12 protein-coding genes are annotated in these 17,313 nt (G+C 50.2%); 4 read left to right on the forward strand and 8 right to left on the reverse strand.

What is annotated here, in order from left to right; all coding sequences use genetic code 11:
* Positions 1-60: 60 nt before the first annotated feature.
* The 5 genes from eno to ACJJIR_RS15310 form a co-directional block, all read right to left on the reverse strand.
* Positions 61-1,347 (reverse strand): phosphopyruvate hydratase, encoded by a 1,287-nt coding sequence (eno, locus tag ACJJIR_RS15290; protein ID WP_444898143.1) that lies wholly within the window; start codon positions 1,345-1,347, stop codon positions 61-63.
* Positions 1,348-1,489: 142 nt separating this feature from the next.
* Positions 1,490-2,335 carry a 3-deoxy-8-phosphooctulonate synthase gene (kdsA, locus tag ACJJIR_RS15295; protein ID WP_444905992.1) on the reverse strand — a complete coding sequence of 282 codons (846 nt, stop codon included), beginning with the start codon at positions 2,333-2,335 and terminating at the stop codon, positions 1,490-1,492.
* A gap of 57 nt (positions 2,336-2,392) precedes the next feature.
* Positions 2,393-4,027, reverse strand: coding sequence for a CTP synthase (gene pyrG, locus ACJJIR_RS15300; RefSeq protein ID WP_252085084.1), 1,635 nt, complete (start codon positions 4,025-4,027; stop codon positions 2,393-2,395).
* Positions 4,028-4,152: 125 nt separating this feature from the next.
* On the reverse strand, positions 4,153-5,463 hold the full coding sequence (gene tilS, locus ACJJIR_RS15305; RefSeq protein WP_444905993.1) for a tRNA lysidine(34) synthetase TilS: 1,311 nt from the start codon (positions 5,461-5,463) through the stop codon (positions 4,153-4,155).
* A 68-nt stretch (positions 5,464-5,531) separates the two neighbouring features.
* Positions 5,532-6,761, reverse strand: coding sequence for an AraC family transcriptional regulator (locus ACJJIR_RS15310; RefSeq protein WP_444905994.1), 1,230 nt, complete (start codon positions 6,759-6,761; stop codon positions 5,532-5,534).
* 490 nt (positions 6,762-7,251) lie between these two features.
* Here ACJJIR_RS15310 and ACJJIR_RS15315 point away from each other — a divergent pair, with 490 nt between their 5' ends.
* The 4 genes from ACJJIR_RS15315 to ACJJIR_RS15330 all read left to right on the forward strand — a co-directional run bounded on the left by ACJJIR_RS15315 (position 7,252) and on the right by ACJJIR_RS15330 (position 11,172).
* Positions 7,252-7,845, forward strand: a complete 594-nt coding sequence (locus ACJJIR_RS15315) for a gluconate 2-dehydrogenase subunit 3 family protein (RefSeq protein ID WP_444898146.1) — start codon at positions 7,252-7,254, stop codon at positions 7,843-7,845.
* Positions 7,846-7,856: 11 nt separating this feature from the next.
* A complete protein-coding gene (locus ACJJIR_RS15320) occupies positions 7,857-9,593 on the forward strand; it encodes a GMC oxidoreductase (RefSeq protein WP_444905995.1) in 1,737 nt (578 codons plus the stop codon).
* 95 nt (positions 9,594-9,688) lie between these two features.
* Positions 9,689-10,504 carry a sugar phosphate isomerase/epimerase family protein gene (locus ACJJIR_RS15325; RefSeq protein ID WP_444905996.1) on the forward strand — a complete coding sequence of 272 codons (816 nt, stop codon included), beginning with the start codon at positions 9,689-9,691 and terminating at the stop codon, positions 10,502-10,504.
* Entirely contained in the window at positions 10,501-11,172 is a 672-nt protein-coding gene (locus ACJJIR_RS15330; RefSeq protein ID WP_444905997.1) for a DUF1349 domain-containing protein, read from the forward strand. Before ACJJIR_RS15325 ends, ACJJIR_RS15330 begins: the two co-directional genes overlap by 4 nt.
* Before the next feature lie 130 nt (positions 11,173-11,302).
* On the opposite strand, the gene ACJJIR_RS15335 is transcribed toward ACJJIR_RS15330, so the two are convergent.
* The 3 genes from ACJJIR_RS15335 to ACJJIR_RS15345 form a co-directional block, all read right to left on the reverse strand.
* Positions 11,303-12,052: an alpha/beta fold hydrolase gene (locus tag ACJJIR_RS15335; protein ID WP_444905998.1), complete on the reverse strand. Its 750-nt coding sequence runs from the start codon at positions 12,050-12,052 to the stop codon at positions 11,303-11,305.
* Between the two features lie 811 nt (positions 12,053-12,863).
* Positions 12,864-15,455 (reverse strand): glycoside hydrolase family 3 protein, encoded by a 2,592-nt coding sequence (locus tag ACJJIR_RS15340; protein WP_444905999.1) that lies wholly within the window; start codon positions 15,453-15,455, stop codon positions 12,864-12,866.
* 384 nt (positions 15,456-15,839) lie between these two features.
* On the reverse strand, positions 15,840-17,171 hold the full coding sequence (locus tag ACJJIR_RS15345; RefSeq protein WP_413664879.1) for a sugar MFS transporter: 1,332 nt from the start codon (positions 17,169-17,171) through the stop codon (positions 15,840-15,842).
* Positions 17,172-17,313 lie beyond the last annotated feature (142 nt).

Raw genomic sequence — 17,313 nt, forward strand, 5'->3', positions numbered from 1 at the left:
GTACTACAAAGAGGGGCTGGCCCCTCTTTGTAGTACTTGCACGCTAATTCAAATAATTGATTACTTGAATTCAGCGCGGCCGCGATAAGGAGCGGAGCCATTCAGCTCAGCTTCGATGCGCAGCAGACGGTTGTACTTGGCTACGCGGTCTGAACGGCAAAGGGAACCGGTCTTGATTTGACCAGCAGCAGTCGCAACCGCCAGATCCGCAATAGTAGTATCTTCGGTCTCACCGGAGCGGTGGGAGATCACAGCGGTGTAGCCCGCATCTTTAGCCATTTTGATCGCATCCAGAGTCTCGGACAGAGAGCCGATCTGGTTGAACTTGATCAAGATAGAGTTACCGACACCTTTCTCGATACCTTCCTTCAGGATCTTGGTGTTGGTTACGAACAGGTCGTCACCTACCAGCTGTACTTTTTCACCAATTTTGTCGGTGAGCACTTTCCAACCGTCCCAATCACTCTCGTCCATACCGTCTTCGATAGACAGGATCGGATAGTTGGCGGACAGATCGGCCAGGTAGCTGGCAAAACCTTCGCTATCGAACTGCTTGCCTTCGCCAGCCAGATCGTACTTGCCATCTTTGTAGAACTCGGAAGAAGCGCAGTCCAGAGCCAGGGTAATGTCATCGCCCAGGGTGTAACCGGCCTTTTCTACCGCTTCAGCGATGACTTTCAGTGCCGCTTCGTTGGAAGGCAGGTTCGGAGCAAAGCCACCTTCATCGCCAACTGCAGTGTTCAAGCTGTTGCTGGACAGTACTTTTTTCAGGGAGTGAAAGATCTCAGCACCTTGGCGCAGAGCTTCAGCAAAAGATTCAGCCTTAACGGGCTGAACCATAAATTCCTGGATATCCACATTGTTATCAGCGTGCTCACCGCCATTGAGGATATTCATCATCGGCACCGGCATAGAGTACTCGCCCGGAGTGCCGTTTACCTCAGCAATATGCTGGTACAAAGGGATTTTTTTGGAAGCAGCAGCTGCTTTAGCGGCAGCCAGGGAAACCGCCAAAATAGCGTTGGCGCCGAAGTTCGCCTTATTTTCAGTGCCGTCGGCATCGATCATCGCCTTATCCAGGGCGCGCTGATCGGTAGCATCCATACCCTTGAGCAGGTCGGCGATAGTAGTGTTGATGTTTTCAACCGCTTTCAGGACACCCTTGCCCAAGTAACGGCTTTTATCGCCATCGCGAAGTTCCAGCGCTTCACGGGAGCCAGTGGAGGCACCGGAGGGGGCGCAGGCGGAGCCAATAGAACCATCCTCCAGGATTACATCGGCTTCAACGGTAGGGTTACCGCGAGAATCCATTACTTCAAAGGCTTTAACAGCGACAATCTTGCTCATTTACAATGGGCTCCGTATTGGTACTTACTGAAAATAGGTTTTCGTAAATCAGACGTTATGCACTTTTGCTATAGCACTCAGCCTAAATAGCAGAGAGGAAAGTGCTGCGCGCCCGATCAGGGCGCGCAAAAATATCTCTTTTTTATTTCGTATCCAGCGGCTCAAAACCTTTGATCAGGTCATCTACCGCTTTCATCTGCGCCAGGAATGGCTCCAGCTTCTCCAATGGCAATGCACTGGGACCATCACACAATGCTTTGTCTGGATTCGGGTGTGCTTCCAGGAACAGGCCGGCAATACCGATAGCCAAACCTGCGCGGCCCAGCTCAGTGACCTGTGCGCGGCGACCACCAGAGGCTGCACCGGAAGGATCGCGCATTTGCAGTGAGTGGGTGACGTCAAAAATCAGCGGCGCGCCACCGGAGGCATTGATCATGGTGCTGAAGCCCAGCATATCCACAACCAGGTTGTCGTAGCCAAAGCAGGCTCCGCGCTCACACAAAAGAATATTTTCGTTGCCGCACTCAGCAAATTTCTCCACCACATTTTTAACTTGCGGCGGGCTCATAAACTGGGGCTTTTTGACATTGATCACTGCACCAGTCGCTGCCATAGCGGTGACCAGATCAGTCTGGCGGGCCAGGAAGGCCGGCAGCTGAATAATATCCACGACTTCGGCAACCGGAGCAGCCTGATGTACTTCGTGGACATCGGTAATCAAGGGAACTTTAAAGGTATCTTTAATTTCCTGAAAAATTTTCAGGCCTTCTTCCATTCCCGGTCCGCGATAGGAATTGATGGAAGAGCGATTGGCTTTGTCAAAAGACGCTTTAAAAACATAGGGAATACCCAGTTTTTCAGTGACTTTTACATAGTGCTCAGCCACCTGCATCGCCAGGTCGCGGGATTCCAGTACATTCATACCGCCAAACAGCGCAAAGGGCTTATCGTTGGCGACCTGGATATTTCCGACTTCAATTGTTTTCACAGTTTACTCCCTGTTATCTCCGCCTCAACTAACTTAGAGCTAAGGCGGAATTATTTTTTAACCCTGGTTTTCACGCTGCTTCATTGCGGCGGCAACAAAGCTTTCGAACAGCGGATGGCCGTCGCGCGGGGTTGAAGTAAATTCCGGGTGGAACTGGCAAGCAACGAACCAGGGATGGTTCGGCAATTCAACCATTTCTACCAGGGTATCGTCTGCAGACCAGCCGCCAATTTTCAAACCAGCTTGCTGCAGGCGATCAACGTAGTTGTTGTTCACTTCGTAGCGGTGGCGGTGGCGTTCTACAATGACGTCTGCGCCGTAGATATCGCGAGCCTTGGTGTCTTTAGCCAAGCGACACTCCTGACCGCCCAAGCGCATGGTGCCACCCAGGTCGGACTGCTCGTCGCGCTTCTCGATGTTGCCTTCGCTATCGATCCACTCTGTGATCAGGCCAATAACAGGGTGCGGGGTTTTAGTATTGAATTCAGTACTGTTGGCACCTTCGAGGCCGAGCACATTGCGCGCGAACTCGATAACCACAGACTGTAAACCGAGGCAGATGCCCAGGTAAGGAATATTGTTTTCACGAGCGTAGCGAACAGATTCAAGCTTGCCCTCTAAACCGCGTTCACCAAATCCACCGGGAACCAGGATTGCATCGGCATCCTTGATCAGGTCAATGCCGTTCTCACCCTCAACGTCTTCAGCGTTGATAAAGTCGATATCCACTTTGCAGCGATGCTTGATACCCGCATGGGTCAGGGACTCGATCAGGGACTTATAGGCATCCAGCAACTCCATGTATTTGCCAACCATGGCAATTTTCACTTCATGCTGCGGGTTCAGCTTGCCATCGACCACTTCATCCCACTCGGAAAGGTCTGGTGCCTGGCATTCCAGCTGCAGTTTTTCCACAACGATATCGTCGAGGCCGTAACTGTGCAGAAGACGCGGTACGCCGTAGATGGTCTTAGCATCGGGCAGAGGTACAACAGCGCGCTCTTCCACATTAGTGAACAGTGCGATCTTGCGGCGGGAGTCCTCATCGATCTCGCGCTCGGAACGGCACAGCAGAATATCCGGCTGCAAGCCGATAGAACGCAACTCTTTAACAGAGTGCTGAGTCGGCTTGGTCTTGGTTTCACCTGCAGTGGCAAGGAAAGGCACATAGCTCAGGTGGATCAACAGGGCTCGATTGGTGCCCATTTCCACACGCAGCTGACGCACAGATTCCAGGAACGGTTGGGATTCGATATCACCTACGGTGCCACCGATTTCAACAATAGCGACATCGACATCGCGGCCACCTTCTACAACGCGGCGCTTGATCTCGTCGGTAATATGGGGAATCACCTGTACGGTGCCACCCAAGTAGTCACCACGGCGCTCTTTGCGCAGTACGGTTTCGTACACGCGGCCGGTGGTGAAGTTGTTACGCTTGGACATCCGGGTACGGATAAAGCGTTCGTAGTGACCCAGGTCCAGGTCAGTCTCGGCACCATCCTCGGTGACATACACCTCGCCGTGCTGGAAGGGACTCATGGTACCCGGGTCTACGTTGATGTAGGGGTCCAGTTTGAGGATGGTAACCTTGAGGCCGCGGGCCTCGAGAATGGCGGCCAAAGAGGCGGAGGCGATACCTTTCCCCAACGAGGAAACCACGCCACCAGTTACAAAAATATAGCGCGTCATGCAAAACCTTGGTCAGTTGAGCGCTCGATGAATGTCGAGCTTACAGGGCTGGCCCGGGCGGATAATCCAGCTTCTCCCGGTGCCTTTTAGACGGGGCGCCAGGGTAGCAGAAACCCCCTTAACACTCAATCGAAAAACCGCCAGCCGGGTGGTTCATCCGGGATGGCGCAGCCTGCTTTGCATGAAAAGAGCCCCGCGACAGCCACCAGATCATCCCCCAAAAATACCAATGGGACACGATCCCTGAGCCAGGGCTCAAGGGCCCACTCCTGCAAGAGCTTCTTAAGCGTTTGTGACCTGGAGCGATTTACCGGATGAGCACGCTCCCCTCCTCTGCGATAACACACTCGATAATCGCCCACTGGCCAATCCGACGAGGGCCGAAGAATGCCACCCGCTGGCAGAGCCAGATTAGAGCGGCCATCCCAGTGCCAATTTTTATCGGGTTTATTGGCAATTGGCGCCAGCTCAGGGGTCAGGTAAAGGCGACTCCGAAAACGTCGTACCACTTGCCCACCCAAATTAACTTCAAGCTGTGCATCCTCTGCCGCATGAGTCACCTGGGAAAGCGCCTGATTTAATAGGGCTGACTCTGGCGGCTGCCCCCCTTGGCCCAATACCCAATGCCGCATAAGGTTTTTACGGCGCCCCTCGCTAAGGCTGAAGAAGCGAGGCAGGGCCAGACTTTCGCCAAATCGCTCCGCCTTTAAATCAGCCTCCTCCAGGTCAGCAAGTGCCAACTCAGACAGCAAGTCCGCAGACTCCCTCAGGTTCTCCGCTGCCCGAGCGATCTGGCGACTCGCTCCCCAACGCTGGTTGAGCAGTGGAACAACTCGATGCCGCAAAAAATTACGCTCCAAGGCCTCATCCGCATTGCTGTCATCTTCAATCCAGCTCAATCCGTGAGCCTCAGCCCACTGCTCTAGCCCTTTTCGCCCCGCCCTGAGTAGAGGGCGCAGTAAGTACTTATTATCTCCGATAGTTCGACTCTCGGACATACTGGCCAATCCCAACACGCCCGCGCCCCGCATTAAGCGCAGCAGGAAAGTCTCAGCTTGGTCATCCGCGTGGTGACCGAGCAGAATTTGATCACCTTCGGACATCACCTGATTGAAGGCCTCATATCTCGCCCGGCGAGCCCCCTGCTCCAATCCGCCATCTTTGTAATCAACAGTAACCTGAATGGCTGTAAAGGGTACCGCCAGACTTTCAGCAAACTCTTTACAGTGAGCCAGCCAAATGTCCGCATTTGTATTTAGGCCATGGTGAATATGAAGCGCACGCACGGGAACCTGGCAAGTTACCAGAAGGTGCAGGAGAACAGTGGAGTCCAGACCACCAGAAAACCCCACCCACAACTGGCCGCTGGCAGGGTGGGACTTTAGTAACCCCTTTATCAGAGTTGGGAGTTTTTCATGGAGGTCTACGGGTTTCACAAGGGATCGAGCCAGAATCAAATTTTCAAAAGTATACCGCCAAACCCAGCAAAGGCGGCTAGAGCCCTTTAGCTGGGCTCTATAGCACCCTTCTCACTGCCAGCCCTGGCTTCGCAATAAAGCCGGCGGTACTCGGTCGGCGTCATACCAACCATTTTCTTAAAAAAGGAGTTAAATGTAGCCTTGGTATTAAAGCCCGAGGACAACATTACCTCCATCACGGTGAGCCCCGCATTTTGCGGCTCCCGCAACATCCGTTTTGCCTCATCTATACGGTAACGGTTTACAAACTCGAAGAAGTTGCACTGAAAATGACGATTAATCGTCTGTGAAAGCAACCTGCGTGATACCTGTAACTGCCCTGACAACTGCTCTAGGGTAAGGGCTGGAACCAAGTAAGGCTTTTCTTCCCGCATATAATTTTCAATTTGGGCTGCCAACTCCAGATCAATCTCAGGCTCCCCATTAGCATCCTGTTCCTGGTCAGAACCTACATCTTCCCCGGACTTCTCCACTTCATGCCCATCGCCCTCAAACATTGAGGAGTAACTGAGACTGAAGAAGATCATGGCACTAACCAAAACAAATACGGCGTAGTTACTAAACAGCCCCATCGCTCCAATATCCAACTGGAGCTGCCACTCCTGCGCCAACCCTACCGCCAGGTTAATCACCAGAGCCCAAATACGAACCAGCAAGAAGCCCCAGATCAACACCAGCAGCCAAGTCAGGTCAATTTTCTCAATACTGGAATGATTATCTCGAATCTGCCTGCGGCATCGACGCACCTCAAAAAGACACAAAACACCGAAAAGTACCCGAAGCGATTCACGAGCCAATCCCAACAAGTGATCGAACATTGAGCCAGTAGTTAAATTCTCCCCACGCAGCATGGCTGTCTTGGTTTCGCTATCAAATTGCCAGTAGGAGAAATATTCAAACACGACTGCCAGAAAAAAAGGCAGCAAGTACCAAAGGTCCCGCCTGGAAATCCTAAACCCCTCGCGAGTTAAGGAGCGGGTATACCAAAGTAACAGGGGGCCTTCTAACCAGTAGGCTGCGCCAAATACAAAAAACAAGTTCGGGGAAGTCTCAATGGACCAACTGCGGAAACCCTCACCAAAATTAATCAGGATATCCAGGGGAATAGCGGCTTGTGAGAACAGAAATAGCGCCAACAAGGTGTTGCTGAAACGCCGCTCACGACGAATCACTAACAACAACAGTGCAAAAAGAGCGCACTGATAACTGGTCATTATCAGAACAATATCGTGGAAATTGAATAGTAAAGCGTCCATTGATACTCAGATAGCCCTTCTACCTAGGGAGCCTCTGAATAACTCCATAATGCCTCTGCGGGTCTTGAAGGCTGCAGATGTTAGGCGCAGCTCGCTGCGAATGGCCTAGCCCTTTGCAAGAGCTGCAACGCAGCAGCTGTGGCCTTCAAGGCCCGCCCTTCGGGGCTTGCAGAGCGATTCACACTCCGCGTTGCAACTTCTTGAAAGGTCTAGACATTCCTGCGAAGCCGCGCCTTGATTGTGAACCGCTCTGCATGCCAGAGGTATCACGGAGTTATTCAGAGGCTCCCTAGAAAGATATTACCACTAAACCACCATCGGCCCGCCCAAATAAGGGGTAAAGCTTTAGGTAATACCTGAATTTGTACGTCCAGATTTGGGTATTACCACAAATCAAGACGACGAGTTTAAGCCCCAAAGACAAAATCTCCCTACCAGTATCGATTCACTAGAAAAGAACTAACTCTTCAAGCAACAAGAGGAGACCGGGATGATAAACCGTCGGAAATTTATTCAAGGACTGGCCACTGTGGGCGGGACCTCTCTGGCCCTAACCTGCACAGAGCAGCAAGCTCTTGCGGCAGCAGATAATTTTTTCAAATCGCGAAGAACTGACGCCTACCGGGCACGACTTTTCTCTATTGAACAACTCACCACCCTGCACAAAATCTGCTCCTACCTGATACCCGCAACGGATACTCCCGGCGCAGCTGAAACAGAGTGCCATTTATTTGTCGATCACTATTTAACCGGCTGCATAGAAGAGCAAACCCAGCTAAAAACCAAAAAGCTCTTACATGAGTTGGATGAGCGTGCCACCACCCGGTATGGACACCCCTTTATTCATCTTGCCCCAGAACAATCGGTTGCTCTACTCGAATCACTCGACACCGGAATAGCCCCCTTTAACCCAGACTTACAGCAAGATTTCAGGAATCTTAAATTCCTGGTGTGCCTTGGCTACTACACCAGCTTTACCGGAGCCACCCGTGAGCTTGCTTACCAAGCAATTCCCGGTGGGTTCAAAGGTTCAGTTCCCTTGGATCAAACCGGGAAGGCCTGGGGTTCACTGCCACGTATTTAAAGGAAAGTACTATGCAAAATGATGAATTATTGATCCAAAAAGAAAGCCAGGTATTTGACGCAATCGTTATAGGGTCAGGTATTAGCGGCGGCTGGGCAGCAAAAGAACTAACCGAACGGGGATTAAATACCCTGATGATAGATCGGGGCCGGATGGTAAAACACGGTCAGGACTACCCCACAGAAAACAAGGGACCTTGGGAATTCCCACTCCGTACTAAAATGAATCTGAAAGAGAAAAAAGAAATCTACCCAATACAAAGTCGTAGTATTTTTCTCAATGAAAGCACCAAGCATTTTTTCTGTAATGACAGCGACCAACCCTACTCCACAGAGCCCGGCTCAGACTTTACCTGGATTCGCGGCAATCAAGTAGGGGGCAAAAGCCTTCTCTGGTTCCGGCAGTCATATAGATTTAGTAACCACGACTTTCTCGCAAACAAACGTGATGGCGTAGGAGTTGATTGGCCCATTCGCTACAAGGATATTGCACCCTGGTACAGCAAAGTCGAACGCTTTGCCGGAATCAGTGGCAATACGGACAATATTGAGCAACTGCCAGACTCCGAATACCAACCACCATTTGAGATGTACCAGTGTGAACAAGACATCAAGTCCAGGTTTGAAAAGCAGTATCGTGATAAGCATTTCATTATTGGAAGAGCTGCTCACCTGACCAAGCCAAACCGGGAACAGGTAGCCCTAGGCCGATACAACTGCCAGGCTCGTAACCAGTGCCAACGAGGCTGCTCATTCGGCGGCTACTTTTCTACACAAAGCGCCACCATGCCAGCCGCAATGAGAACCGGCAAACTACAAATTGCCAGTAATAGCGTGGTACACAGCCTTATTTACAACTCGCAAAAGAACCGAGTAGCTGGCGTAAGGGTAATCGACAGCGAAACCCTGCAACAACGAGAGTATTTTGGCCGAATCGTTTTCCTCTGCGCATCCACATTGGGCTCAACCCAAATACTCCTCAACTCAGCCAACAAGCATTTCCCCAAGGGGCTCGCCAACAGCTCTGGTGTACTGGGCCACTACCTAATGGACCACAATTACAATGCCTCAGCCCACGGCTTTATTGATGGTTATGAAGATGAGTACTTCTCCGGGTGGAGACCAACCGGCATCCTGATTCCCAATTTCCAATATCGCCCCGAACTTTACCGGAAACACTACAAGCGCGGCTACCAGGTTTCAGGAAGCGCCTATCGGCAGGACTGGCGGACAATGGCTGCTTCCGAGGGGATTGGAAAATCTTTCAAAGAAAAACTGCAACAACCTGGGCGCTGGGGATTTTGGATTGGTGCACAGGGAGAGATGTTACCGAGACACGAAAACCAGGTCAGGCTCCACTCCACCAAAAAAGATAAGTGGGGAATCCCGCAACTACATATCAATTGTCAATGGTCTAAAAATGAGCGCCTAATGATGGAGGATGCCTGTGAGACCATGCAAGCTATGCTTAAGAATTTGGGGCTAAATGAAGTTAGTGGACAAGTCACTAGTGATAAATATCCCCCTGGAAGTGCCATCCATGAGGTAGGCACAGCACGAATGGGTAGTGATAAAACCAACTCAGTTTTAAATGGGTACAACCAATCGCACGACATACCCAACCTTTTTGTAACCGATGGCTCCTGCTTCGCCTCTTCAGCAGTTCAAAACCCATCTCTAACTTTTATGGCATTAACTGCTCGAGCCGCAAACTATGCAGCCAGCGAACTTTCTGCGGGGAGATTATAAAAGTGATAAGCCTACGAAATTTATCTCGCAATCTGTTTACAGCTATTCTCTTGACAACTTTACCTGTCTTAAAATCAGTCGCAATAGAAGTGAATATGACTACTGAGAAAATTGAACCCCAACTCGGGGTTCAACTATGGTCTGTTCGCCATGAGTTAAACCGGGACTTTTCAGGCACACTAAAAAGACTAGAAGCAGCAGGTTTTAATGCGATAGAACTGGCTACGGAACTAGGTCCGTACAAAGAAAAGCCAAAGGAACTCCGCTCTCTACTGGAGCAATTAAAGCTAAAAGTGAGCGGTGCACACGTTTCTATTACCCAGCTGCTCCCGGAATTAATAGATACAACGGCCACTTATTACCAGACCCTGGGTGCCGAATACCTAATCGTTGGCTGGGACCCGAGAAGCTGGAACCCTAACGGGGTAGACAAGTTAATATCGCAGCTTCGCAGTGCGCAATCCGCTCTTTCCAAGTACGGTTTGAAAATGGGATTTCATAATCACGATAAAGAATTTTCCACCTATCAAAACACAACTTTCTGGGACTATATATCCCAGTCTACTGATGACAATTTCATTTTGCAGTTAGACATCGGCTGGGCTTCTGCGGCAGGCAAAGATCCTATCAACTATCTAAAACGATATCCGGGGCGAACCTATACCACTCATTTTAAATCCTGGGTTCCTGATGAGAATATTAACAATAAAGCTATAGTCGGCATGGATCTAATAGATTGGCCTTCAATTATTGAGGCCAGTATCGAAGTCGGCGGCAGCCAGTGGATTATTCTTGAGCAGGAGACTGCGCCAAAGGGCATGGAAACAATAGAGGCACTTATAAAATCAAAAGCAAATCTTCAGCAATACCTTTCATCGTATATCTCCACTAGAAAGGATATGAAATCATGAAATGTCTATTCCCCGCTCTATTGACTTTGATACTTCAAGCCAGCAATTGCATAGCAATAACAGCCGCCCCAGAAACTTACAACTATTTAAGAATTCCCTATCCGCTGGAAAAACAGCACACCATTCAAGAACCAAGCATCGCACCTTCAAAAATCACCATCACCGCCACAAAAGGCAGCGATTTATTCACCAATGCCGACAGCTCTTATCAAATAGACAATGCCCCAAGATTAATTTTCATACCGAAAGCTGACTTTATTTTTTCCGCAAAAGTCTCTGTAGACCTTGAGAAAAGCTATGATGGAGCCGCTTTAATTGTTTATGCAGACGAGGGAAACTGGGCAAAACTTCTACTTGAGAGGTTTAACTCTGGCAGAAATGGCATAGCGTCTACCGTGGCTTATAAAGGTGGTGACGATGCCTATCATATAGAAACCCGGAGGGAGTATAGCTATCTAAAAATTGCGAGGAAAGGAACTACATACTTCTTTTATCACTCAGAGGATAGCAGACACTGGTCATACCTTCGATCATTTTCCCTGCAGACCTCCAAGCCCACCAGGATTGGTTTTCTCGCCCAATCACCTACAGGCCCCAAAGTACAAGCTTTGTTTTCTGATATTAACTTTGAGGAAAAAACAATTACAGACTATATGCAGGGAACCTAACGACCCGACTATCGTCTCGAAGAAAAAACTTCGAGAGAACATTAATAACAGCCTTCGAGATACATAGCTATGACAAGCGCAACTTCTGTCATAGCTATGCTTCTTCAAGCCACCCGGGAAATGCTTGTCATCAAGCAGTCCGCGCCAAGGGCCTGTTTAGACCAAGAAGATACCCAGAGAGAAGCTGATAAAATTCTTCAGGCTTTTCCAGCATAGGGCTGTGCCCACAATCATACACTTCACAATAATCCAAATTATCATTCTGGGAGGCCAGCGACCGCCAGGATTCAGCCGGTGTTATTTGATCGAAGTCTCCCCATATTAATTTGATCGGGCACCTAACTTTCTTCAAGCTGCCATGAACATCATACTTCCTACTTATATTTAGCCATTTAACTACCGACTTAAACGTTTCGTTGGTGGAGAAAATAGTATTAATATCAGCCACGCCCTTTTCATAATCCGGTTTCGGCAGGCGGTTAATATCTCGGAAGACCCGCTCACAAAGTATATTTGCTGCTCCAGGTACCGACCCGCGTAAATCAGAAAGGGAAACTCCTGCCTCCAACTCCTCAAGCCCCGGGGCTCCACTGATAACCACCCCAGCTACCAGTTCAGGATATTTTGCGGCAAAATCTAACGTAATAAGCCCACTCATCGAGTTGCCGACCAAAATATTATTATCCATATCTCCATTTAACTGGAGACACTCTCTAATCATTTCGTGCGCCGAATCCAACTTACCCATAAAAACCTCAGGGATAGATGGCTCGAAAACAGTTATTTTATGCCCCTGCTGCCGGCAAGCATCTGCAACCTGATTCCAGATCCATCCACGCGCGAAAAGTCCTGGTAAAAAAACGATATGACAAGGTGCCATTAGTTCCTCCAATTCCATTTCAAGTTAATTTATCCGCACCATCCCCGGCACCACCATGACCGAGGACCTCAAAATGCACAAAATCAAACAGGGAACCAACCCACCATAACCGCCATAATTCAATGGAAGGCCAGGTCTGAAAAGTAAACACTCGAAAAATAACCAGCAATAAGAATGCCAACTATCCAAGAGCCCTAATTTTGAGAGCGAAGTCATACTAACCAGAGTGGAATGGCAGCTTCATTTCAAATCAATTACCTTTCTGTTCCCGAGAAAATGGAACCTGCGCAAAGCCTACCCCACTCCAAAATTTAAATAAGATTAGAAAATAAAATTTATTGAATTATTTATTCGCCTGCACGTTTGCAGTGCCTGACAACTCAATACAGCACCAATAGCGGCAATAATTTTGTGACAAGTAATACTATGAAGGCGTGAAATAACAAAAATCAGGAGAGGTAGATTTATCGTGGGATAACGCTATCCAATATACTAAAAATGGAGAAGGAAATAATACACTGCGCTCGGGACCCTATGAGGCATGGATGCCGATTAGGAGCTTACAGGGATGTATTCACAGCGTGTCTCGAGTGAAGTGTATTCTTTCCTTCCACCCCAGTATTAAATATATGGGATAAAAGAAATAGTAATATCTGGAAAGAAGAGATTGGCGGGCAAAGAAGTGCCAACGGGATAGAACATCACACTGGCACCGTTCCTGTGAGAACAAATTATTTCAGCCGCTAACCGGAACCAAAAAACAGGCTCCGGTTAGAACTGAGGGTAATTAGCCCTTTAAGTGTGTTGTAACTTAACCGTCACAACGAATATCAGCAGATACTCCAGCTTCCGGGGTCAACTTAACGTTGGCAACCGCAATAGCCATCGGAGCTTCACTCTCCAAGCCAAAGGCACTAAACACCTTGCCAAAATCCGCACCGGCTTTTACAAAGCACTGCAGATCTACAGAAACCCGGGTCCAGCTTTTCTGCTCCATGGATTTCAGCGCAGACTCCAGCGGTACCTTGGCAGAACAGCCATCTCCACAGTTCATGGTAGCCACCACTGGCTTTTCAATTGGCTGATCGACACGGATATTCAGTGTCAGCGCAGATTTCTCTTCCAGGTAGACATTCAGGTCCTGCATATATTCAGCAGACAACTGAACTGCACCAGGACGCAGGCCTTTCCAGGTAATCAGTCGAGCATCTTCTTGGGAAGACATATCGATGGAGCTGACAGTGATGTTTTTATCGTCTCCGCTAACCGCGAAGTTACCGTGCACAGGTACAACCTCTGCCCCAGCTTCAGCAATATTTAACACCCAGGGAGCTTGCGGGCGGGATACCAACAGCCAGGCTTCTTCCAAACCGCCACCGGCACTGGATTCACTGGTCTCCGGCAATTCGTTGCTCACCAGGGATTCCTGTTCAGCAGCCAGGCCATAGCCCAACTCAAACAGTGGCTCGTAATTCTCGTGGTAAGGATTCAGGACATTCTGATAGCTGTGCATTGGCCAGCTGAATGGCAGCTTGCCGGTAAAGTCGTAACGGGCTTCCCCATCGGCGCCTTTAATCAGCACATCTGCAACACCAGCACCTTCAGAGCCAGGCAGCCAGGCGGCAACAAAGGCATCGGATGCATTCAATTCACTGTTAATCCAAAGCGGACGACCGGACAGGAACACACTGACTACCTGAACACCCTGCTCACGCAGTTTTTTCAGCAGCGCCAAATCCTTCTTGTTACCGCGCTGGTATTCCAGGTTGGTAATATCGCCGTGCCACTCTGCATAGGGCTCTTCGCCAAATACAACAATAGCAATCTTGGGTGCCTTACCATTGGCAAAAGTAGCATCTGAGAAGCTGCCATCCGCACTCAATACCGCTTCACCGCCAGCGGCTTTAACCGCCGATGAAATACCTTCAAAGATTGAAGTCGCACCGGGGAAGTCTGCGCGCGTGTTGCCGGTACCCTGCCAGGAGATCGTCCAACCACCACTCTGCTTGGACAAGTTATCCGCACCATCGCCGGCAACCAGAATATTCTGGTCAGCAGCCAATGGCAGCAGCTTGTCGTTGTTTTTCAGCAATACCAGGGATTTGCGTACCGCTTCACGAGCGATTGCGCGGTGCTCCGGGTTGCCCAGGATACCATCTTTGCCTGCCAGCGGCATATTGCGGTCAAACAGACCTGCGCGGATCTTCACTCGCAAGATACGGCGAACAGCATCATCGATACGCTCTGCACCGATTTCACCGCTTTTGGCCTGGGCCAGGGTGTTGTTGTACAGGGCTTTCCAGTCCGCCGGCACCATAAACATATCCAGGCCGGCATTAATCGCCGCTGCACAGCTCTCTACAGTGCAACCGGGCACGAAACCGTGGCCATTCCAGTCGCCCACCACAAATCCATCAAAACCGAGGCGCTCTTTCAAAACAGTGGTCAGAAGGTATTTGTGGCCGTGGAGTTTTTCACCGTTCCAGCTATTGAATGAAGCCATCACGGTCTGTACGCCAGCCGGCAGAGACGTCAGGTAACCCGCCGCATGGACCTCTGCCAGTTCTTTTTCCGGAACCGCATTATCACCTCGGTCAATTCCTCGATTCGTACCACCGTCACCGACAAAGTGCTTGGCAGTGGCAACCAGGTTTTCGCCGCGCAGGAATTCAGCGCTGGATTTTTCGCCCTGGAGCCCCTTCACCATTGCCTCGGCATAATCCGCAACAATCTTGGGATCTTCTGAGTAGCTCTCGTAAGTTCTGCCCCAGCGGTCATCGCGGACTACCGCGACGGTAGGAGCGAAAGTCCAATCGATACCGGTCACTGCCACTTCGCGGGCGGTAGCGCTACCAATACGCTCAATCAGCTCCGGGTCTTGGGCGGCACCCAGACCAATATTGTGCGGAAACAGGGTCGCGCCGATCACATTGTTGTGGCCGTGAACCGCATCGGAACCCCAGATCAGGGGAATCGCAACACCGCCATCGGAAGTGTCCATAGATGCCTTAAAGAAGGCGTCAGAAAGGGCCAACCAGTCTTGCGGCGTGGCAAACTTATCGTTGTTCGGGAAGGCGCCACCACCATTCAATACGGAACCCAGGTGATAGGTCTCCACATCTTCAGGAGTAACGCTGCGGATTTCCGCCTGGATCATCTGACCCACTTTCTCTTCCAGAGACATGCGGGACATGATTTCAGTGATTTGGGCTTCCAGCTTTTCATCGCGTGGTAAGGCTGGCTTGAGTTCAGGCCAGTTGTCGATGCCCTCGGCGGCACTGGTGCCAGTATCGGCCTGCGCTTTATCGGCTTTTGGCTCAGTTTGTTGGCTCTCGGAATGACACCCGGCGAGCACAGAAGCACAGAGCACAAAGCCCAGCGAAAATCGCTTACTAAAATTCACGAATAACTCCCAAAATTATTCCACGCTTGTTAACTGGCTCTACGAGTTGCGCTCAGACAAACTTCAGAGGAAATATCTCCAAAGCCCTACACCCAGCGCGACCTACTATCGCCATATTTATTATGCCGCACATCACCTGCCCCGGCAGTTGTGCACGGTCTGCCTCCACCGAGCTGAAATATTAGAAATAACCCCAGATCCAGCTCTCGTCGGAATCAAGTTCTGCTAATGCCGTATTCACCGATCGCCATAAAACTGAGTCATGGCTACCCAGTGGGCACAGTTCGCAATGACAACAAATTGCAGTACTTGTCTCTACAGGCCAATAGAAATCCGATGGGCTGGTCCAAATTGCAGACAAGGCGGAAAGGATAAATGAAGGTTCTACTCCACCGCGCTACCGCGCAGGGTTCGTGAAAAAGCGCCGTAATAAACGATATAGCAGTAACACACCAGAGGCACCAAAAATGAATACTGTATACCGGCGCTATCAGCCAGCATTCCCTGGAAAAGAGGAATAATTGCACCACCTACAATTGCCATGCATAAGATACCGCTACCCTGGCTGGTATGTTTACCCAGCCCGCGCAAGGCCAGACTGAATATAGTCGGGAACATGATCGAGTTACACAGACCCACCGCAACTATGGACCAGACCGCGATCGGGCCAGACGTCATCATCGCGATTGCTATAAGTACCACCGAACCCAGGCCACAAACCGCCAGGGTTTTTCCAGCAGAGACAAAGCGCAGCAAAAAGGCCCCGGCAAAGCGCCCAATCATCGCTCCGCCCCAGTAATAAGAGACATACTTTGACGCTTCAAAGGGAGCCATCTTTGCCACTGATGGTTCACCAAAGAAACTCACCAGAAAACTGCCAATAGCCACCTCCGCACCCACATAGGCAAAAATACCTACAGCCCCCAGGGTCAAGCGGGGGAAACGCCACAGAGAAAACACATCGTGACCATCTGCTCCTCCACCCTGTTGGTGCTCGGGAATAGCCGGCAACCTGATCCAGGAAAAGAAAGCGACCATCACCAGTAGTAGAACCGCTAACCAGAAATAAGGTGTCTCCACCAAAGCCGCTTCGCGGGCCCTGAACTCAATAATACTCGCCGCTGTATCCGGGTCAGCGGTAATAGTAAGTCCCGCAAAGAAAACTGCGCCGCCAATCACCGGTGCCAAGGTAGTTCCCAGGGAGTTAAAAGCCTGGGTCAGATTCAGTCGACTTGGCGCCGTGCGAGCACTGCCCAGCGCAATAACATAGGGATTTGCGGAAACCTGCAGCAGGGTAATTCCGGAAGCCAGAACAAACAGCCCCAGCAAAAAGACTTCGTAGATTTGCAGGCGGGCAGCGGGAATAAAGACCAGGCAGCCCGCACAAGCCACCAAAAGCCCGAGCACCAGCCCAAGCTGATAACCAACCCGCCTCAACAACATGCCTGCCGGCACGGATACCAGGAAATAGGCAGCAAAAAAGTAAAACTGCACCAAGACAGCTTTGGTGTAACTCAACTCAAAAACATTTTTTAAGTGCGGCACCAGCACATCGTTCAGGCCGGTAATAAATCCCCAAATCAGAAATAGGGACGTAAGTGCAATTAAATTGATATAACGCGGGGCAACGCCGGCCGCTACTCCGGCACGGGCATCAGTGTCATATTTAGCCATCTCGCTCGAGGAGAACCCCGATTCGGGCAACATCTGGCTCATCGGAAACCGATCCCCAAATCTAAACTATTTCTTTCTAGCGGTTGGTCCATTCACCCGGAATTTTTTCCGCCACCACATGATTTTGCGCAAAAGTTAGTATCACCTTTGCGACTGTGGATTCATTCAAGCCGTTAAAGGCCCT

This window comes from Microbulbifer maximicatervae (SeqCode) (genome assembly GCF_052467385.1).